The 19276-nt window shown below is 68.6% G+C and carries 22 protein-coding genes; 11 read left to right on the forward strand and 11 right to left on the reverse strand.

Annotated features, from left to right (window positions below; genetic code table 11):
• Positions 1–85: 85 nt before the first annotated feature.
• Complete coding sequence (locus tag HUT19_RS29960; RefSeq protein WP_176183431.1) at positions 86–1114, forward strand: 6-phosphofructokinase; 1029 nt, start codon at positions 86–88, stop codon at positions 1112–1114.
• A gap of 80 nt (positions 1115–1194) precedes the next feature.
• Here HUT19_RS29960 and HUT19_RS29965 read toward each other — a convergent pair whose 3' ends face one another.
• From HUT19_RS29965 to HUT19_RS29975, 3 genes are all read right to left on the reverse strand, one after another.
• A complete protein-coding gene (locus HUT19_RS29965) occupies positions 1195–3153 on the reverse strand; it encodes an anthranilate synthase family protein (protein WP_176183432.1) in 1959 nt (652 codons plus the stop codon).
• Between the two features lie 96 nt (positions 3154–3249).
• Positions 3250–3306, reverse strand: coding sequence for a trp operon leader peptide (locus HUT19_RS44370; protein ID WP_176187470.1), 57 nt, complete (start codon positions 3304–3306; stop codon positions 3250–3252).
• A gap of 51 nt (positions 3307–3357) precedes the next feature.
• Positions 3358–3945, reverse strand: a complete 588-nt coding sequence (locus HUT19_RS29975) for a Uma2 family endonuclease (protein ID WP_176183433.1) — start codon at positions 3943–3945, stop codon at positions 3358–3360.
• Positions 3946–4304: 359 nt separating this feature from the next.
• Between HUT19_RS29975 and HUT19_RS29980 the strand changes: the two genes are divergently transcribed.
• The 6 genes from HUT19_RS29980 (at position 4305) to HUT19_RS43345 (ending at position 9613) form a co-directional block, all read left to right on the forward strand.
• Positions 4305–4649: a hypothetical protein gene (locus HUT19_RS29980; protein WP_176183434.1), complete on the forward strand. Its 345-nt coding sequence runs from the start codon at positions 4305–4307 to the stop codon at positions 4647–4649.
• Positions 4650–4904: 255 nt separating this feature from the next.
• The gene (locus HUT19_RS29985; protein ID WP_176183435.1) at positions 4905–5237 is read left to right on the forward strand and encodes a hypothetical protein; all 333 of its coding nucleotides are present in this window, start codon (positions 4905–4907) and stop codon (positions 5235–5237) included.
• A 53-nt stretch (positions 5238–5290) separates the two neighbouring features.
• On the forward strand, positions 5291–5602 hold the full coding sequence (locus HUT19_RS29990; RefSeq protein WP_176182112.1) for a pore-forming ESAT-6 family protein: 312 nt from the start codon (positions 5291–5293) through the stop codon (positions 5600–5602).
• Between the two features lie 47 nt (positions 5603–5649).
• Positions 5650–6042, forward strand: a complete 393-nt coding sequence (locus tag HUT19_RS29995; protein ID WP_176183436.1) for a DUF6507 family protein — start codon at positions 5650–5652, stop codon at positions 6040–6042.
• Positions 6039–8630: a hypothetical protein gene (locus tag HUT19_RS30000; RefSeq protein ID WP_176183437.1), complete on the forward strand. Its 2592-nt coding sequence runs from the start codon at positions 6039–6041 to the stop codon at positions 8628–8630. The genes HUT19_RS29995 and HUT19_RS30000 overlap by 4 nt, the downstream gene beginning before the upstream one ends.
• 119 nt (positions 8631–8749) lie before the next feature.
• Entirely contained in the window at positions 8750–9613 is an 864-nt protein-coding gene (locus tag HUT19_RS43345) for a hypothetical protein (RefSeq protein ID WP_254885862.1), read from the forward strand.
• A gap of 292 nt (positions 9614–9905) precedes the next feature.
• Here HUT19_RS43345 and HUT19_RS30010 read toward each other — a convergent pair whose 3' ends face one another.
• The 3 genes from HUT19_RS30010 to HUT19_RS30020 form a co-directional block, all read right to left on the reverse strand.
• Complete coding sequence (locus HUT19_RS30010) at positions 9906–10328, reverse strand: hypothetical protein (protein ID WP_176183438.1); 423 nt, start codon at positions 10326–10328, stop codon at positions 9906–9908.
• Between the two features lie 255 nt (positions 10329–10583).
• Positions 10584–10865: a DUF397 domain-containing protein gene (locus HUT19_RS30015; protein WP_176183439.1), complete on the reverse strand. Its 282-nt coding sequence runs from the start codon at positions 10863–10865 to the stop codon at positions 10584–10586.
• Positions 10849–11673 carry a helix-turn-helix transcriptional regulator gene (locus tag HUT19_RS30020; RefSeq protein ID WP_176183440.1) on the reverse strand — a complete coding sequence of 275 codons (825 nt, stop codon included), beginning with the start codon at positions 11671–11673 and terminating at the stop codon, positions 10849–10851. Before HUT19_RS30020 ends, HUT19_RS30015 begins: the two co-directional genes overlap by 17 nt.
• A gap of 89 nt (positions 11674–11762) precedes the next feature.
• Here HUT19_RS30020 and HUT19_RS30025 point away from each other — a divergent pair, with 89 nt between their 5' ends.
• From HUT19_RS30025 to HUT19_RS30035, 3 genes are all read left to right on the forward strand, one after another.
• A complete protein-coding gene (locus tag HUT19_RS30025) occupies positions 11763–12167 on the forward strand; it encodes an ATP-binding protein (RefSeq protein ID WP_176183441.1) in 405 nt (134 codons plus the stop codon).
• A gap of 65 nt (positions 12168–12232) precedes the next feature.
• Positions 12233–13582 carry a class II 3-deoxy-7-phosphoheptulonate synthase gene (locus HUT19_RS30030; RefSeq protein WP_176183442.1) on the forward strand — a complete coding sequence of 450 codons (1350 nt, stop codon included), beginning with the start codon at positions 12233–12235 and terminating at the stop codon, positions 13580–13582.
• Positions 13583–13750: 168 nt separating this feature from the next.
• Positions 13751–14002 (forward strand): bacterioferritin-associated ferredoxin, encoded by a 252-nt coding sequence (locus HUT19_RS30035; protein ID WP_176183443.1) that lies wholly within the window; start codon positions 13751–13753, stop codon positions 14000–14002.
• Between the two features lie 22 nt (positions 14003–14024).
• On the opposite strand, the gene bfr is transcribed toward HUT19_RS30035, so the two are convergent.
• On the reverse strand, positions 14025–14504 hold the full coding sequence (gene bfr, locus HUT19_RS30040; RefSeq protein WP_176183444.1) for a bacterioferritin: 480 nt from the start codon (positions 14502–14504) through the stop codon (positions 14025–14027).
• Between the two features lie 159 nt (positions 14505–14663).
• On the opposite strand from bfr, the gene HUT19_RS30045 reads away from it, so the two are divergent.
• Positions 14664–15287 (forward strand): sulfite oxidase-like oxidoreductase, encoded by a 624-nt coding sequence (locus tag HUT19_RS30045; protein WP_254885863.1) that lies wholly within the window; start codon positions 14664–14666, stop codon positions 15285–15287.
• A 29-nt stretch (positions 15288–15316) separates the two neighbouring features.
• Here HUT19_RS30045 and HUT19_RS30050 read toward each other — a convergent pair whose 3' ends face one another.
• The 4 genes from HUT19_RS30050 to HUT19_RS30065 form a co-directional block, all read right to left on the reverse strand.
• Complete coding sequence (locus tag HUT19_RS30050; protein WP_176183446.1) at positions 15317–15757, reverse strand: DUF4396 domain-containing protein; 441 nt, start codon at positions 15755–15757, stop codon at positions 15317–15319.
• Positions 15754–16623, reverse strand: coding sequence for a deoxyribonuclease IV (locus tag HUT19_RS30055; protein ID WP_176183447.1), 870 nt, complete (start codon positions 16621–16623; stop codon positions 15754–15756). The genes HUT19_RS30050 and HUT19_RS30055 overlap by 4 nt, the downstream gene beginning before the upstream one ends.
• Positions 16624–16715: 92 nt before the next feature.
• The gene (pknB, locus tag HUT19_RS30060) at positions 16716–18647 is read right to left on the reverse strand and encodes a Stk1 family PASTA domain-containing Ser/Thr kinase (protein WP_176183448.1); all 1932 of its coding nucleotides are present in this window, start codon (positions 18645–18647) and stop codon (positions 16716–16718) included.
• A gap of 89 nt (positions 18648–18736) precedes the next feature.
• Positions 18737–19195 (reverse strand): SRPBCC domain-containing protein, encoded by a 459-nt coding sequence (locus HUT19_RS30065; RefSeq protein WP_176183449.1) that lies wholly within the window; start codon positions 19193–19195, stop codon positions 18737–18739.
• Positions 19196–19276 lie beyond the last annotated feature (81 nt).

The raw sequence follows: 19276 nt of genomic DNA on the forward strand, positions 1-19276 counted from the left end.
CCATCCCCTGTGACCTGGATCACCGTTAGCGTGGCCCTCCGTACCGGGCCCAAGCACCGGATTCCACGGGAGAAGGGAAGAAACGATGCGGGTCGGAGTGCTGACCGGAGGCGGCGACTGCCCCGGGCTCAACGCGGTCATCCGCGCCGTCGTCCGCAAGGGCGTACAGGAATACGGCTATGAATTCGTCGGCTTCCGGGACGGCTGGCGAGGCCCTCTCGAGAACGACACCGTCCCCCTCGACATCCGCGCGGTGCGCGGCATCCTGCCGCGCGGCGGCACCATCCTCGGCTCGTCCCGCACCAACCCCCTCAAGAGCGAGGACGGCATCCGCCGGGTCAAGGACAACCTCGCCAAGCAGGAGGTCGAGGCGCTGATCGCGATCGGCGGCGAGGACACCCTCGGCGTCGCCGCCCGGCTCTCCGGCGAGTACGGCATCCGCTGCGTCGGCGTCCCCAAGACCATCGACAACGACCTCTCCGCCACGGACTACACCTTCGGCTTCGACACCGCCGTCAACATCGCCACCGAGGCGATCGACCGGCTGCACACCACCGCTGAGTCCCATATGCGCGTCCTCGTCGTGGAGGTGATGGGCCGCCACGCGGGCTGGATCGCCCTCCACTCCGGCCTCGCGGGCGGCGCCAACGTCATCCTCATCCCCGAGCAGCGCTTCGACGTCGACCAGATCTGCGCCTGGGTCGAATCCCGCTTCAAGATCCGCTACGCGCCGATCGTGGTCGTCGCCGAGGGCGCCATGCCGAAGGGGGGTGACGCCGTGCTGAAGGACAGCTCGCTCGACTCCTTCGGGCACGTCCGGCTCTCCGGGATCGGCGAATGGCTGGCCAAGGAGATCGAGCGCCGCACGGGCAAGGAGGCCCGTACGACCGTCCTCGGCCACGTCCAGCGCGGCGGCACCCCCAGCGCCTTCGACCGCTGGCTCGCCACCCGCTTCGGGCTGCACGCGATCGACGCCGTGCGGGACGAGGACTTCGGCACGATGGTCGCCCTGCGCGGCACGGACATCGTCCGCGTCCCCCTGGCCGAGGCGACGGCCCGCCTGAAGACGGTGGATCCGTCGCTGTACGCGGAAGCGGAGGTCTTCTTCGGCTGACGAACCCACCTCCGGTCCTGGGGTCTCGCCGCGGGGCGAGACCCCGGGAACCAGCGGCCCCGGGGCGGAGCCCCCGGTGGTCACACCCGCACGGCGGCCAGCAGCTCCGCCACCACCCCCACCCCATCCATCGTCAGCACCGACTCCGGATGGAACTGCACCCCGGCAAAGCCCGGCCCCCGCAGCGCATGCACATCCCCGCTCCCCGCGTCCCGGCTCAACTCCACCCGGTGCATCGCCAACTCCGTCTCCACAGCCGCCTCGCACCGCGCGGTGAACGTGTTGTAGAAGCCCACCGTCTCCTCGCGCCCGAAGAAGTCGATCCGCTCCTGCGCACCCTGGAACGGCACCTCCTTCCGCACGATCTCCAGCCCCAGTTCCGCCGCGATCAGCTCGTGCCCCAGGCACACCCCCAGCAGCCCGTGCCGGTGCCCGGCCACCAGATCCGCGGCCAGCCCCCGCAGGAACCGCATCTTGGGGTCGGCGGTGTCGCCCGGATCGCCGGGTCCGGGGCCCAGCACCACCGGCCCCTCGTGCGCGAGTGCCGCCTCCCGTACGCCCGGCTCGTCGTACCGCCGCACACTGACGGTCAGCCCGGACGTCCGGAGCAGATGGGCGAGCATCGCGGTGAAGGTGTCCTCGCCGTCGATCACCAGCGCATGGCCCGACAGCCCACCCACCCCGTCCGTCGGCTCCTCAACGGTCTGCATCCGCAGCCAGAACGGCGCGAGATCGGCCCGCCGCGCGTCCAGCGCCGCCCGCACCCGCGGATCGTCGGCGAGCCCGGGCCGGACACCCTCCCGCGACGGCGCGGCCGGCCCCGGCCGCACGCCCAGTGCCGTCAGCACCCCCGCCGCCTTCGCATGGGTCTCCGCCACCTCACCCCGCGGATCGGAGTGCCGCACCAGCGTCGCGCCGACCGGGACCTTCAGCGCGCCCGCCCCGTCGATATCGGCGGTCCTGATCAGGATCGGTGAGTCCAGCGTCTGCGCCCCGCCGCCGTCCCGCCCGATGAGGGCCAGCGCCCCCGCGTAGTAGCCCCGCCCGGCGCCGTCCGGCCCGGCGGGCTCGTAGCGCTCGATGACCCGGCAGGCGTTCTGCACCGGCGACCCGGTGACCGTCGCCGCGAACATCGTCTCCCGCAGCACTTCCCGCACGTCCAGTGAGGACCGCCCGCGCAGCTCGTACTCGGTGTGCGCGAGGTGCGCCATCTCCCGCAGCCGGGGGCCGATCACCACACCGCCCCGGTCGCCGACGGTGCACATCATCTTCAGCTCCTCGTCCACGACCATGGACAGCTCCTCCACCTCCTTGCGGTCGTGGAGGAAGGCCAGCAGCCCGTCGGCGTCGGCCCCACCGGCCGGGTAGCGGTACGTCCCGCTGATCGGGTTCATCACGACGGTGCCCCCGGACATCCGCACATGCACCTCGGGGCTGGCCCCCACCAGCGTCCGCCCGTCCGCCAGCCGCACCACATACGTCCAGTACGCGCCCCGCTCCCCGGCCAGCAGCCGCCGGAAGAGCGCGAGCGCGTCGGTACTCCCGAAGTCCGGGATCTCCCCCCGGAAGGTCCTTCGGATCACGAAGTTGGCGCCTTCGCCCGTGCCGATCTCGTCCGCGATGACCTGCCGCACGATCTCGGCGTACGCGTCGTCGTCGACGTCGAAGGCCCCGCCCTCGACGTTCACCCGGTGCGCGGGCAGCGCGTCCAGCACCTCGGCGAGCGGCAGCTCGTACGTCTCCTCCGGCCGCAGCACGGCCAGCGGCGTTCCGTCGTCCCGTACGTCGAACCCGCGCTCCCGGATCTGCCGGAACGGCACCAGCGCGAGCGCGTCCGCCACCGCCGCCCCGCCCTCCGGGGCCCCGGCCGGCAACGGGATGTCGGTCAGCCGCTCCACCTCGCCGACCGGTCCGGTCAGCACCTCGACGGTGTCCGGGGCGTGCCCGGGGGTACGGCGGTGGATCAGGGCAAAGGGGGAGTCGGCGGAGAGCAGCCGCGCGATGACGTCGCGTGCTGTGGCCTGCGTGTCGTTCCGCATGGCGGGGTGTTCCTTCCGAGGAGGAGGAACGGCCCGCGCAAACGCCGAAGGCCGCCCCTCGGGCGGCCTTCGCGTGGTGTCTGGATGTACGCGCGATCAGTGGGCCGCCGGATGAGCGGTCCACCACCAGTTCATGTTCTGTCGCGCGTGCATGTCCGGAACCTTACATCAGCACCGGGGCCGCCCGACCGCTACGGCCATGTGTCAGCCGGAGCGCTTGCCCACGGAGGTGAGATCGATGTCGATGGTGAAGGGCGCCGTCGTCTTGAGCTGGTCGTGGTGGATGCCGGTCAGCGAGAAGCACTCGGTGGCCGGGTCGCGTTCGTAGAGGTACACCACCGTGCGCCCCTCGTCGTTCTCCACCCGCCAGTAATGGCGGATGCCCGCCTTGGCGTACTTCCGGGGCTTGGTGTCGCGGTCCCGCTCCTCGGAATCGGGGGACACGGCTTCGACGGCCAGGACGACATCTTCCGGCACATAGTACGTAGACGGCTCATCGCGGTCGTACGCCTCGGCGGTCACCACAACGACATCCGGTTCGGGGGCCTGTCGCCTGGCGAGCCGGACGGTCATCTCCCGATCGGCCCGCAGCCTGGCCGGTGCCTGCCGATCCAGTTCCGCGACCAGCAGATTGATCACCCGGCTGTGCCATTTTTCTTGCGGGCTCACGAAGACGAAGCTCCCGTCGATGAGCTCGGTGTGCGGGGGAAGGCCAGGCAGCCGCAGTAGATCCTCGGCGGTGAAGCCCTCTGGAGGCGGGATCACCCAGTCGGGCAGCGGCGCGACACTCATAAAGGTCAGCGTACGTGCTGAAGGGGCGCCTTGGGGCGGTAACGGACAGTAGGGGCCGGTCGCCGCCAGTGCCTCTGCGCTCGCTCATCCCGCGCTCGCTCCGCCCAGGCGGGGCGGTGGACGGGTCCGGTCTTTTGCGGTCATCGGTCGGTCGGCCGATGGTCGGGGGTGTCACGGTTCGGTGAGGGGTTCTTCACGGGACGGTCGCCGACGGTCCCAAGATGACCGGGATCGCCGCTCTTGTGCGGCGCGGCGCCCGCGAACCGCGTTTCGCCATGTCAGCGCGGCAGGCTAACTTCTGGGTCCGCGCATCGAATCGATGTGCGCAGCACACCACCAACCAACGGGGGCAATGCGCCATGTCCACACTCAGCCGTCAGACCAAGGCCCGGATCATCGCCATCCCGCTGGCCCTGATCATCGCGGGTGTCTGGTACTACAACAGCCGCGGTAACACCACCGGTCCCGAGCACCAGCAGAAGGTGGCCGGCGAGACCATCGACGAGGGCGACTGCGTGCAGAACAAGGGCACCGAGAGCGACCCGGACCTGGTGAAGGTCGACTGCGGCGGCGCGACGGCCGACTACAAGGTCAAGGAGCACTGGCCGCTGGACCACGAGTGCGAGCCGGGCCTCAGCACGTACCAGGTCACCCGGAAGGGCCGCGCGCAGTACACCCTGTGCATGGAGAAGCTGGCCGGCTGACGGGCCTTCATGCGGACGCGATGAGCGGGACCGTTCAACGAGCCCCTGCCACGCATCAGGCGGGATCAGCGTGGGCCTGGCCACCGTGGTCTTCGTGGTGGCCGCCCCACCGCTCGGGCACATCCCTTGCGAGGTTCGACACTCCTGTCACGCCTGTGTCACAGCCTGCCGTTTGTCCGTTGCGGCGATTTTGCGGAGTTGGAAGGATGGACCTGGAAACGACCTTCATGCTTATCGCTCGGCGAGGGGGGCCGGATGAAGTTCGACATGGGAGCGCAGACGCTGTCGACCCTGCAGTCGAAGTCGCGTGGGTCAAGTGATGATCTCGGTGCGCTGATTCGCCAACTGGTGCAGGCCGCGGAGCCGTTGGAGGGAAAGTTCAACGGCTCGGGCAAGGCGGCGTTCGACTCGTTCAAGGCGCGGTCGGATGAGATCTCGCGGTCCCTGCACGGCGCGTTGTCCTCGATCCTGGGTGGTCAGTCGGGGATGGACTCGGCGTTCAGCTCGGGTGACCAGGAGCAGGGTGACAACGCGCGGACGCAGATGGGCGCGGCCAACTTCGACGCGGCCCGTTTCTCCGGCCGCTGATCCGGGGCCGCTGACCGCATTTTTCCTTCGAGCTCGATGGGGAGTGAGCTTTCATGGCTGCCGGCAGTGACCGCCGCTCGTACGACACGGGGGCTTCCGCGGACGCGCAGGGCAATATCCAGGCGGTGATCGCCCGTCTGGAGGAAGTGATCACCGCGCGTGATGCCCAGGTGAAGGCGGCGATGGCCGATTTCAGGGCGGATGGTGTGGCGGATGAGTACCACGGCAAGGAGCAGCGCTGGAACCGCTCCTCGCAGGAGGTCAAGAACATCATCCAGTTGCTGAAGACGACGCTGGAGAAGAACGACGGCACCGCGCAGCACACGCTGTCGCGTGCGAAGGCCGCGGTCGACAACATCGGCTGAGCCGCGTCGGCTGAAGCCGCGGGGCGTTGAGGCGCGCTGGGGGGTTTATGACTGCCTGGGATCTGAAGCCGCAGGGTATTTCGGGTGTACTGAAGACGACGGGTGAGTTCGCGGCGAAGATCGAGAAGCATGCGAAGTCGTACGGCGCTCATTTGCAGTCGGCGGCGGAGCACGCCGGCACGATCAGCGCCGACGGCGGTGGCGAGGGAGGGGAGAAGGCCAAAGGGGGTCTTGTCGCCCTGGCTCTCTCCCAGTTCTCCGAACACGCCACACCTGATCTGAAGTTCATCGCGGCGCGGGCGGGCAAGTCGCTGAAGGGTGCGATGAATGCCACGACGGAGTACCTCAACGGTGATCTGCACATGGCCGCTCAGGTCCAGCACAAGCCGCTGAGCGATCCCGATCTGGACCCGAAGAAGCCGGGGACACAGACCAAATGATCAAGCCTGAGGAGATCCCGCAGTACACCGGTGATCTGGATCTGCTGGAGAAGGCCTACACCGGGCTGAAGAAGGACGCGGGCCACATCCGTACCGTCGGCGCCGATGTCCACAGCCACTTCCAGGGGCTGTCCGCCTACTACAAGGCGCCCGAGGCCGACCAGCTCTTCGCGACCACCAAGCCGGTCAAGGAGCGCGCCCACGACTTCGCCGAGGACCTGGGGAAGGTCTCCACGGCCCTGTCGGAGTACGCCACCGAGATCCGCCCCCTGGTCGCCAAGCTGGCCGGCCTCAAGACGGCCGCCACCACGTTCGTGGCCGACCACAAGGACGACGACGACTGGCAGTACGACGAGGACAAGGTCGACGAGCACAACCAGCTGCGTGAGGACATCACCAACACCGTCGCCGCGTTCTGGGCCGCCGAGCGCACCTGCCACAACAAGATCACCGCGCTGTTCCACGGCGCTCAGATGGTCGCCGGGGACGGGTCGGAGGGCAAGAACCAGTACGGGTTCAACGCGGAGGACATGGCGAAGGCCAAGCTCCCCTGGGGTGACCCGGTCGAGGAGAAGCACCACGCCTGGGAGATCGGCCACTGGGTGAAGTCCTTCGTCTGGGACGGCCTGATCGTCGACGGTGTGTGGGGCACCCTGAAGGGTCTGGGCACCCTCGTCGGCTTCGGCGGCTGGGACGCCATGGGCAAGGCGTGGAAGGGGCTGGCCCAACTCGCCACGGGTCTGGCCATCTCCTCCATCCCCGGCGCGAGCACCCTGTTCTGGACCCTGCCGGATGACAAACTCCCCTCCTGGCTGCGTGATTCGCGCACGGCCATGAAGGAGACGGGCAAGGCTCTGGTCGCCTGGGACGAATGGGGCAAGAACCCCGGCCGTGCCGCCGGGGCGGTCACCTTCAACGTCCTGACCACCGTCTTCACCGGCGGCGCTGGCGGCGCGGCCTCCGGTGCGGGCAAGGCGGGCGCCGTCGCCAAGACCCTCGCCGCCGCGGGCAAGGCGGGGAAGGTCATCGACCCGATGACCTACATCACCAAGGGCGCGGGCGCGGGTCTGTCGAAGATCGGCGACATCGCCAAGGGGCTGAAGGGGATCGAGTCCATCGACATCCCCAAACTCCCCGACGGCACGGTCCACATCCCCGAGGGCTCCTACCTCACCCCCGACGGCACGGTCCACCTGCCCGACGGCTCCGGTTCGCCCATCCCGGACGACGCGGTCAAGATCCCCAAGGACAGTGTCGCCCTGCCCGACGGCGGCCTCCTGCCCCCGGGCAGCGTCAAACTGCCGGGCGAGGGCGCCCCGCGCTTCATGGACACCGACGGCAACATCTACAAGTCCGACGGCACCCTCGCGCACGACGCCGCCCACGCCCCCAGGGACGTCGTGGACGGCCCGGCGGGCTCCGACGTCCCCAAGGCCAACACCCCCACCCGCCAACCCGACCTGGTCGCCGCAGGAGCCCGCACCGGCGACAACGCCGCCCACATCAACCTCGGCGGCGGCCTGGACGACCTCGGCCGCGCCGGCGACGACCTGCCCGGCGGACGCGTGGGCGACGACGTGCCCGGCGGCGGAGTCGGCGACGACCTGCCCGGCGGACGCGTGGGCGACAACCTCCCCGGTGGCCACGCGGGCGACAACCTCCCCGGCGGCCACGCCCACGACCACGGCCCCGGCCCATCGGCCAGCCACGAACCGACGTCCGGCAACCACAGCGACGGTCCTGGCACGGGCGGTGGCCACGACGGACCTACCGGCGGGCAGAGCGAAGGCCCTGCGGGCAGCCACGGAGAAGGTCCCGGCGGCTCCGGCAGTGGCGGACACGACCCCGGAGGAAATGGCCTGGACGGACCGACTTCGCCTGGCGGGTTCGGTGACGAGAGTCCCGGCGATCCGCATGGATGGGAGCGACCGCACGACGAATCCGGCCCCTTCGAGCGCGGTGGTGAGACCGAGCAGAAGATCCGTGAGCAGTTCCGACGCCCGCCCCCGAAGCCGGACGACCTGGACCGTGTACTGGCCAATCTCGCCGACAATCCTGCCGGACAAGAGATCGCCGACACCATTGCGTCCGGCAGGTTCAACGATGCTGTCGGCTACAAGCAAGTGGTGTCCAGCCTGAGCCACGCGGACAAGATGTCCGGCGGCATCGAGCAGCTCCGCCTCGGCAACCGGCTGCACGAGAGCGGCGTCCACGACATCTCCTTCGAGGTTAAGGGAGATGCCGAAATCAAGCCCGGGGTGAGGACCGGTAGCGAGACCGACCTCGATGTCATGGCCCGCGATGCGGACGGCAACGTCCATGGTTATCAGTTCAAAGAGATCCAGAATCCGAAGAAGGTCGTCAAGAAGATCTTCGACAACATGAAGCAGTTGGAACATTCGGGCGCTGACTTCAAGACCTTCGTTGTCGACACCAAGGGCACGCTGGCCGACCACCTCACCCTCAGAACAGAACAGCGCCTTACAGATGTCTACGGTAAGAAGGGCGTTCAGTTCGTCATTCGCGTGGAAGATGGGGTTATTGTCGTCCCGCCCCGCGGTAAGTTCATGCCGGAGGGAACACTGTGATCGCTAGCACTCCTGTAGCCCGATGGACCTGGGGGCGGGACGGCCACGACCGGGACATGATCGTCACTTGCCTCCACGCGGCACTGACTGCCTATTCCGTCCTGGCGGACCACCAGCTCATGTTCGGTCCTCCGACGGTGTCCGTGTCCGTACACGAGGCCGGGGACTCGAACAGTCACCTCTTCAATGAAGAGTTCGTGGTCGACGAGCCGTCGCCCGCAGCGGAGGTCGCCCAGCAGTTGGCCACGCGGGTCGAGGCCGCACTGCGCCCCGGAGAGGTCGGGGGGGTAGACGCCCGTGTGAACAGCCCCGGTGTGGTCATGGCCGGGGAGGCGGACCCTCATGAAGAGCGAGTGTGCCGACTCGGGGTCTCCGCGTTTCTCGATTACCTCACCGTCGATCTGGTGACGTCTTCGGATGCCTGGATGCCGTACGACCTCAAAGGCCGCCCCCAGCCCTCCGTGTACGCGGCGAACGCTCCGCGACTGTCCGCCACCCTCCGCGATCTCTCGGAGGCGCTGGACATGGAGACCGATCCGGACGACCCGACCTACTTCGGCAAGCCGACCGAGTTCGGCGTCGAAAACTACTTCGACGACGACGGCACAGCGTCCGACGTGTGGTCCAGCTTCGAGGTCCTCAATCGGTACGACACGTTCACACACACGCCCGGATTCGGTCGCATCGGCTACAAGCGCAACGCGGACGGCGAAGTCCAGTACGTTCCCGTGCGAAGTGAGCGCCAGGTACTCGGGTACCTCTGGGCTTCCGACGCCGAAAACGCGGCGAGCTTCGAACCACGGGACGTCGGGGACGACGATGTGTACAAGGAGGGTCTCAAGTGGCTGGACCGGCTGCGCTCGGCGTACGACCGGGGTCTGGGCCCCTCCCAGGCCCTCGCCGAGCTGGCCGACCTCTCGGAGGACGACGAGCCCGGCACGTGTGACCTGGCATCGTTGCGAGAGCTCACGAGCGAAGACTGACCCTGCGGGGCGACTACGCCCTCACCCCCAGGCGCGCAGCGAGGTAGCGGAGCTGTAGGGGAGTGGTCCTGCGGTCGTCGAGCATGTCGGCGGCATGGTCGAGTAGTTCCGCGCCGCGCCTGGCCGATGCGCTGCGTGCAATCGAATCCGCTCTCGGCATGGAAGCCGAGACGGGCGAGGCGACCTACTTCGGTAGTGCTGTCGGATACAGCGTCAGCACCCCCGACCCAGACGACGATGGAATGGGATCAAACCTGACGAGAAAGCTCTAACTACTGCTCGTAGACGGTCCTCACCGACTACGTCCGGAGGAACAAGCCATGAGGACGGCTTCGGCGACCGCTCTTGCCGAGAGGCTGGAAAACGTTGACTGGGTCGGCGCGTTCGATCGAACCCGTTCACGCGTGGCACTCATGCGCGAATTCATGCGGCGATCGGCTTTGTGGGCACAGGAAACGAGGTCCGGCGAGTGGCCGTTCTTCGATATCGCCGACCACATTGACCCGGTCGCGCGGATCGATGCCGACGTCACAAGGCCCTCGCCGGAAAGATCGGCTCGCAGCAACCGGTGGTTCTTGAGACCGTCGAATGGGCCCTCAACTTTGCCGTCCTGACGGACATTCGCCAGGACCTTGCGAACCTTCCTTCGCCGTTCGAGCCACTTGTGCAGTTGTTTGAGCGGGGCGGCACGTTCGCCCTCGATGCCGCTGGCCACATTGAGATCGACGATGCCGCTTTCCCCAAGGGGAGCATGGAGCAGTCCTTGGAGCGGACTCCGCTCAACCTGGACGAGAAGAGTCTGAACGCGTTGGATGAGGGGCTTGGAGGTTAATCGAGTCCGGATGCCCTCTGGACACCTCATGCCCTGGCAGAACACCTCGGCTTCACGATTGACCACAAGCGCCCGTCCGGCCCGTCGACATCGAGCCGGATGGTGCCGCCTCCGAGCGGCGGCGACAGCTGGCGCTTGTCAGAGCGCGCCGGTCGCTGTCGCGGTGACGAAGTCGGCGAAGGCGGCGGGGGAGAGCAGCAGGGTGGGGCCGTGGGGATTCTTGGAATCCCGCACGGCTACCCGCTGCCGGGTGGCTATCTCCGCGACCTCGACGCAATCGGCACCGTCGTGCCCGCTGTAGCTGGACTTACGCCACGCGGCGCCGCCGAGAGGGGCGCACTCCACGCATTCGCCGCCATCGTCGCCGCTGTAGCTGGACTTACGCCACTGCGCTGTCGTCAGTTCAGGGGTGCTCCCCATAGCGCTCCTCCATCACCTGGACGATCAGTTCCGCCGAGTCTTCCAGGGACAGGGCGGCGGCTTGCAGGTGATCGTAACGGAGCGAACGGTCCCTGAGGTCAGTCGGGTTGAAGGTCATGTGGCCGGAGTTGTAGTCCGGTGTGTAGAGGATGTCTGGCTCGTCTTTGAAGCGGAGCACCGTGAAGGAACCCATGAGCCCCGCGTGCGCTCCGGCGGTGAACGGCAGCACCTGGACGTTCACGTGCCCCTGGCGACGGAAGCTCAACAGGTGGGCAAGTTGCCTCCGCATTACGTCCGGCCCACCTATGGTTCCGTGCAGCACTGCCTCGCCCAAGACGACCCACACAGCTGGAGGCGTTGTGCGGGCCAGGATGCGCTGTCGTTCGCTCCGCGCTTCCACTCGTACGTCGAGACGATCCTCCGTGAGCACGCCGAGTACTTCACGCGCGTACTCCTCGGTCTGGAGCAGGCCATGTACGAGCTGTGTCTGGTACGTCGAGATGTAGGTCGCGATGGCCTCCATCTCGGCATAGGGCTGGAACCAGCCCGGCAACTGGCTCCGCGCCACCAGCGGCCATAACCGCAGCAGCGCCCCCTCCGCCTCCAGTGCGGCGTCCGCCCGCTCGGTCAGCTCGCGCGTCGGCGCTTTGCGGGCCGTCTCGATCTGGCCGATCAGTGAGCCCGTACAGAAGATGATCTTGCCGAGCTGGTTCAACGTGAGGCACGCGGACTCGCGCAGCCGTCGCAGCTCGTAACCGTAGTAGTTCAGCGGGGATGCACTCGGGTCCAATGCGCTGATGTTCACCACAGGTGCGCCCCTCCTCAACTCCAGCAACGCCCGGACGCGTTGTGTTCGTCACGTAGCCGAGCGTAATCGACCGGATCCACCCTTGTGGCGTGAACAAAGACATCGCGTACCCCCCGCCGCAGTACCACCTCACCCTGGCCGCCATGTCCCCGCACGCCGTCCGTCACATCCGCCGCCTCGTCCGCACGTATGCCGCGATGTGGGAGATGCCTCACATCGCCGAGGTGGCCGAGCTGGCCGTCAGCGAACTTCTCTCCAACGTGATCCGGCACGTACCCGACCGGTCCTGCACCGTGCTGCTGATCGCGGAGCAGGGGCGGTTGCGGGTCGAGGTGGGCGACAACTGGGCCGCGTTACCGGCCAGGCGGGCCGCCGGGCCGTGGGAGGAGAGCGGCCGGGGGCTCGCCATGGTGGATCTGATCACGGACGCCTGGGGCGTCGACCGGACCCCGGCGCGACCCGGAAAGCGGGTCTGGTTCGAGCTCAAGGCCTGACCGGAGATGTCTCACCCTGTGGGCGCCGGGCTGGACCACCGTAAAGACCCCGTAACCTTGGCGGCGTGACCGTGAACGCTGAAACCCACGCCGGTGGCAACACCTGGCAGTCTCTTCCCGCGGCGCAGCAGCCTGACTGGCCGGACCAAGCGGCTCTGCGCGATGTGATCGCTGAGCTCGAGTCCTATCCGCCGCTCGTCTTCGCGGGCGAGTGCGATGCGCTGCGGCACCGCCTGGGGGCCGTGGCGCGGGGTGAGGCGTTTCTGCTCCAGGGCGGAGACTGCGCCGAGGCGTTCGACGCCGTGGGTGCCGACCAGATCCGCAACAAGCTGAAGACGCTCCTCCAGATGGGCGCCGTACTGACGTACGCCGGGTCCGTCCCGGTGGTGAAGGTCGGCCGGATCGCCGGGCAGTACAGCAAGCCGCGCTCGAAGCCGACCGAGACCCGGGACGGGGTGACCCTGCCCACCTACCGCGGTGACTCGGTCAACGGTTTCGAGTTCACCGAGGAGGCGCGGATCCCGGATCCGCAGCGGCTGAAGCGCATGTACCAGGCGTCGGCGTCGACGCTGAACCTGGTGCGCGCCTTCACCACCGGTGGCTACGCGGACCTGCGCCAGGTGCACGCCTGGAACCAGGACTTCGTGAAGTCCTCGCCGTCGGGTCAGCGCTACGAGGCGCTGGCGCGCGAGATCGACCGGGCGCTGAACTTCATGAACGCCTGCGGGGTGGACCCGGAGGAGTTCAAGACGGTGGAGTTCTTCTCCTCGCACGAGGCGCTGATCCTGGACTACGAGTCGGCGCTGACGCGTACGGACTCGCGGACCGGCGATCTGTACGACGTGTCCGGGCACATGGTGTGGATCGGTGAGCGCACCCGGCAGCTGGACGGGGCGCATATCGAGTTCGCGTCCAAGGTCCGCAACCCGGTGGGTGTGAAGCTCGGCCCGACGACCACGCCGGAAGAGGCGCTGGCGCTGATCGACCGGATCGACCCGGACCGCGAGCCGGGCCGGCTGACCTTCATCACGAGGATGGGCGCGGACAAGATCCGCGACAAGCTGCCCAATCTGGTGGAGAAGGTGACGGCGTCCGGGGCGCAGGTCGTGTGGGTCTGCGACCCGATGCACGGCAACACCTTCGAGGCGGCGTCCGGGCACAAGACCCGGCGCTTCGACGATGTGCTGGACGAGGTCAAGGGCTTCTTCGAGGTCCACAAGGAGCTGGGCACCCACCCGGGCGGTATCCATGTGGAGCTGACCGGGGACGACGTCACCGAGTGCGTGGGCGGCGGCGACGAGATCTTCGTCGACGATCTGCACCAGCGCTACGAGACGGCCTGCGACCCGCGGCTGAACCGCAGCCAGTCGCTGGACCTGGCGTTCCTGGTGGCGGAGATGTACCGGCACCAGTGAGACCGGCACCAGTGGGACCGGCACCAGTGAGGCCACCGCGAGATCGCTGAAAGATGAATGGGGCACGGATCACATCGATCCGTGCCCCTCGGCGTTGTGGGGCTCCGCCATGGCGGGTAAGGTAAGGGTTACCTCACTGATCATACTGGTCAACGCTGGAGAGTTCGCGTGTACGTCTGCTCATGCTTCGGCATCACCGAGAAGCAGGTGCGCGAGCACGCGGAAACGGGTGCCTGCACACCACGCCAGATCGCCGGCGCCTGCAAGGCGGGCACCGACTGCGGTTCCTGCGTCCGCAAGATCCAGGCACTGCTGGGGCGCGGTTCGTGCCCGCGGCGCGAGAACCTCGATCCGGTGGTGCTGACCTCTGCCGTTGAGGTGCCCGCCGCGCTCGCCGCACCGGCGGCCGAGGCCGCCTGAGCCCAGGCGGAGCCCAGCCGGGTCAGTCGCTCGGCTGCTCGATCTGCTGGGCGATGTAGAGGGCCTCACCGAGCTTCTCGATCAGCGCGAGCTGGGTGTCGAGATAGTCGATGTGCTGCTCCTCGTCGGCGAGGATGTCCTCGAAGATATTGGCCGAGGTGATGTCGCCCTTGGTGCGCATGAGCTCGATGCCCCGCTTGAGGCGGTCGATGGCCTCGACCTCCACCTGCCGGTCGGCCTGGAACATCTCGGTGACGGACTGCCCCACGCGGACGTGGAAGAGCCGTTGGTAATTGGGGAGACCGTCGAGGAGAAGGATCCGGTCGGTGAGCAGCTCGGCGTGCTTCATCTCGTCGAAGGACTCGGCCCGGGTGTATGTGGCAAGCCGTGTCCAGCCAAAGTTGTCCTGCATCTTCGAGTGCAGAAAGTACTGATTGATCGCGGTCAGCTCACCGGTCAGCTGCTCGTTCAGGAACTCGAGGACCTCGGGGTCGCCCTGCATCGAAGGGGCTCCTTCCCATCAGAAGGGGGAATGCCAGGTTGCGCGCATCGTCGCATCGTCGCTGGTGGAGCGTCCAGTAAGTGCACGCTTAGTACGAGTTGCCCCCACGGATGATCCCCTGGTCACGACCACCCCCGGCGGTCTGAGACCATGGAGTCCATGGGTCAGTCGGAAAGCCGCGAGGGGGAGCTCGCGCAGCTGCCTCCGGGTCAGCGACTGCAACGCGGTTGGCCGGTTACGCACTACGGGCCGGTGCCGAAGTTCAGGCCGGAGCGCTGGGAGTTCCGGGTCTTCGGTGCGACGGCGGACGGCGAGAAGCACTGCTGGACGCATGAGGAGTTCTCGGCGCTGCCGTACTCGACGGTCGTGGCCGATCTCCACTGCGTCACCAAATTCAGCATGCTCGACGCCGAATGGGGCGGGGTCTCGGCGGGGTCGATCGTGGATCTGGCGCCTCCCGCGCCGGATGTCACCCATGTGATGGTGTGGGCGGAATACGGCTTCAGCTCGAATATGCGGTTGTCGGACTTCGCCGCCCCGACCTCGATCTTCGCCACCCACAAGGACGGCGAACTCCTGACGGCGGAGCACGGATTCCCGGTCCGCCTGGTCGTTCCGCATCTCTACGCGTGGAAAGGGCCCAAATGGGTCCGGGGCGTGGAGTACATGACGGCCGACCGCCGGGGCTTCTGGGAGGAGCGGGGGTACCACAACCTCGGCGACCCCTGGAAGGAGCAGCGCTACTCCTATCAGGAGGTGCCGGGGGACGGTCCCGAGCTGTAGCCGGGCTGCACCCGGGGTCCGTCGGGCGGTCAGTGGTGCTGGTGCACCACCGCATGGCCCTTGCCGCGCCCGATCATCCACTTGTTCACCGGTGTCGTCACCAGGAACGCGACCACGAACGACAGTGCCAGGCTGATCCAGAACAGCGCCTCGGACAGGGTCGACTCCATCGCGCCCGGGAAGAGCAGGATCGTGCCGTTGTCGGCCAGCTCCATCACCGCGATCGAGACGGTGTCGGCGGCCAGCGCGACCCGTACCGCGGTGCGCGGCCCCAGTCCGGACCGCAGCACTCCGCGCACGGTGAACGCATAGCCGAAGGTGAAGGCGAACATGATCGCCAGTGCCATGGTCGGGGCGTTGTGCCAGGCCAGAGCGGTGCCGATGGCCATGCCAAGGATCTCGCCGATGGCGCAGCCGGTGAGGCAGTGCAGAGTCGCCCGCGCGGCCGTGGGCCAGCTCGCCGTACTCATCCGTCCCGCAGCTCCTTGAGCCGCGCCACATCCGCCGCATGCCCCTCGGTGCCGCCCGGGGTCTCGATCACCAGCGGCACCCCCTCGGTCGCCGGATGGCCGAACAGCTCGCGGAACGGCTCCGCGCCGATGTGCCCGGCGCCGATGTTGGCGTGCCGGTCCTTGTGGGCGCCGACCACGTCCTTGGAGTCATTGGCGTGGATGAGCTTCAGCCGCCCCGGCCCGGTGACCGCCACCAACTCGTCGAGGGTCTGCTTCATCCCGCCGGAGGCGGCGAGGTCGTGGCCCGCGGCGAAGACATGGCAGGTGTCCAGGCAGACGCCCAGCCGCGGATGGCGGCCCAGCGCCTCGAAGTACGGCCCGAGGTCCTCCACCAGCGCGCACAGCGAGGTGCCCTGTCCGGCGGTGGGCTCCAGCAGCAGCCAGGGGTCGTCGTCGTGCGTCAGCTCGTCCAGCAGCGGCAGCACCCGCTCCCGCACCTGGGCGAGCGCCTGGACGCGCTCCCGGCCGCCGGTCGCCGAGCCGGTGTGGACCACGACGCCCCGCGCGCCGATCTCGCGGCCGCGGCGCAGCGAATGGCGCAGGGAGTCCACCGAGCGCTCGGCCGTGGCCTCGGTGTGCGAACCGAAGTTGATCAGGTACGGGGCGTGGACGTAGACCGGCATCGACTGCTCGGCGCAGCCGGTGCGGAACGCCTCGTCCTGGGCGGGGGTGCCGGTCGGGGTCGCCCAGCCGCGTGGATTGGCGACGAAGACCTGGACGGTCTCGGCGCCGATGTCCCGGGCGTGGGCGAGACCGACGGTGGCCAGTCCGCCCGCGACGCGGATATGGCCGCCGACGGGGTTGCGGGTGCGGTGCGTAGTCACGGGGTCAAGGGTCCCAGGCGCGGCGGGCGCCCGGGACCGCCGGGGTCCCGGGCGCCGGGCGTGCGCGGGGTGTTCCTGGAAGGGGGGTGTGCCTAGAACACGCCCTTGACCTCAATGGTGATGGTGCTGCCCTTGGGGGCCTTGTCCCCGCCGTCCACCGACTGGTCCTTGATCGTGTCCCCGGCGAACAGCGGCTTGTCGACATCGACCTCGAAACCCGCGTCCTCCAGCTCGGTGGTGGCGTCGTCGATGCTCATGCCCTCGACATCCGGTACCTCGATCATCTCCTGGCCCTTGGAGAGCGTCAGCGTCACGGTGTCGCCCTTGGCGGCCACGTCCCCCGGGGACTGCCGGGCGACCGCGCCCTTGTCCTCGTCGGAGAAGACCCGCTGCTCGGCGATCTTGACCTTGAAGCCTTCGTCGTTCAGTTCGGACCGGGCGTCGTCGAGCATGTCACCGATCACGTCCGGGATGTCGATCTTGGGTCCCTTGCTGACCACGATCGCCACGGGGGTGTCGGGGCGGCGCACGGAGCCCTCACGGGGGTTGGTGGACAGCACCGAGCCCTGGGCGGTCTCGTCGCTGAAGCTCCGGGTGATCCGGCCCACCGTCAGCCCCTGGTCGGCGATCTTCTTCTTCGCCTCGGCGAGTGTGGTGCCGACCACATTGGGCACCTCGGCCCGCTCCGGCCCCTGGGAGACCCGGATCGTCACGGTGCCGTTGTCGCGGATGCGCGCACCGACACCGGGCTTGGTGCTGATCACCCGGCCCTTGTCGACCACATCGCTGAACTCGGAGACGACCTTCACGTCCAGACCGGTGTCGTGCAGCTTCTTCTCGGCCTTCGCCTGTGTCATCTTCAGCACCGGGGGGACCTTGGTGAACTGCCCGGAGTTGATGTACCAGACGCCGACGCCGATCCCGAGGGCCAGCAGCACCCCGGCGATGATCGTCACGATCCCGCGCCGTGGCATCCGGCCGCCGCGGTCACGGTCTCGGTTGCCGCGTCCCCGCCGCTCGGGCGGGTCCGGCGGCAGCTCCAGGCGGCTGGTGCGGTGGAGCTGGTCCTGATCGCCGGCTCCGGCGGCGGGCCGCGGGATCACCGTCGTCCGGTTCTCCGAGCCGCTGTCCGTGCCCTCCTCCCTGGCCTGCGGCGGTACCGCGTCCAGTTGGGCGTTGGTCAGCGCGGCGCGGGCCGAGCGGGTCTGGCCGAGCAGCGCGACGGCGTCGGCGGGGCGCAGCGTGATCTCGCGCGCGGTGGCGGAGGCGATCAGGGAGTCCAGTTCGGGCGCCACATCGGGGGCCAGGGCGGACGGCGGCGGAACGTCCTCGTTGAGGTGCTGGTAGAGGATCTGCGCCGGGGTGCTGCCGCCGTGCGGCTTGGAGCCGGTCAGCATCTCGTAGAGCACCACACCGCAGGCGTACACATCGGCCCGCGGATCGGCCGTGCCGTTCTCTATCTGCTCGGGCGCGAGATAGGAGACGGTGCCGAGGACGGTGCCGGTGGAGGCGCTGGTGTTGGTGTCCACCGCCCGCACCAGACCGAAGTCGGCGACCTTGACCCGGCCGTCGTCCCCGATCAGCACGTTCTCCGGCTTCATGTCGCGGTGCACGAACCCGGCCCGGTGGGCCGCGCCGAGCGCGGCGAGCACCGGTTCCAGGATGTCGAGCGCGGCACGCGGCTGGAGGGCGCCGCGCTCGCGCAGCACATCACGCAGGGTGCAGCCCGCGACGTACTCCATCGCCAGATACACGTGCACACCGTCGGTGCCCTGGTCGTAGACGCCGACCACATTGGAGTGCGCGAGTCTGGCCACGGACTTCGCCTCGCGGATGAAGCGCTCGACGAAGGCGGCGTCGGTGGCGAGGCTCTGGTGCATCACCTTCAGGGCGATGACGCGGTCGAGCCGGGTGTCGACGGCGCGGTAGACCGTCGCCATCCCGCCCACGGCGATGCGCGCCTCCACGCGGTAGCGGCCGTCGAGCACCTGCCCGACAAGGGGGTCCTGGAGCGTCGTATCCACGAGAGAGCATTTTACGGACCGTCCCGGCCGGCTCCGACCGCCTGCCCCAGGTGGGGGCGGAGTTGAAGCCGAACAGTGACACCCGCGCGTCAGTTGTGCGACGCGGCGGCCAGGGCGGCCAGCTCCTCGAGGGCGGAGGTCCAGGCCAGCGCGGCGTACTCGGCGTGCTGGGCCTTCACCTCGTCGGAGACTTCCAGAGAGCGGATACCGGATTCCGTCAAGCGGAGGCGGGTGCCCTCGCCCTCCGGGGAGATCCGGAACTCCACCAGGGTGGCCGTGGCCGCCTCGGTGCCGGGCCGGTCCGGCTCATGGGCCAGCCGGAAGCGGAAGAGGGCGTCCGGGACCGCCCGCTCCACCCGGCCGTGGAACTCCCCGTGCTCGTCCCAGCGGAAGCGGAGCGTGCCGCCGGGGCGCAGGTCCAGCTCGCAGCCCCCGGAGGCGTACCAGGCGCGGATGTGCTCGGGCGTCGTCAGCACCCGCCACACCCGGTCGATGGGCGCGGAGACGTACACCTCGCGCTCGATCCGGTCGGCCACGGTCACGGTCACGGCGACCACCTCCGGCTTCCACGGTAGGCGGGGCGTCTCCGGGACGCCCCATCGCCGCTGCCGGCCCCTGGCAGCCGTCAC

This window comes from Streptomyces sp. NA02950 (genome assembly GCF_013364155.1).
In the GTDB taxonomy this organism is placed as follows: domain Bacteria; phylum Actinomycetota; class Actinomycetes; order Streptomycetales; family Streptomycetaceae; genus Streptomyces.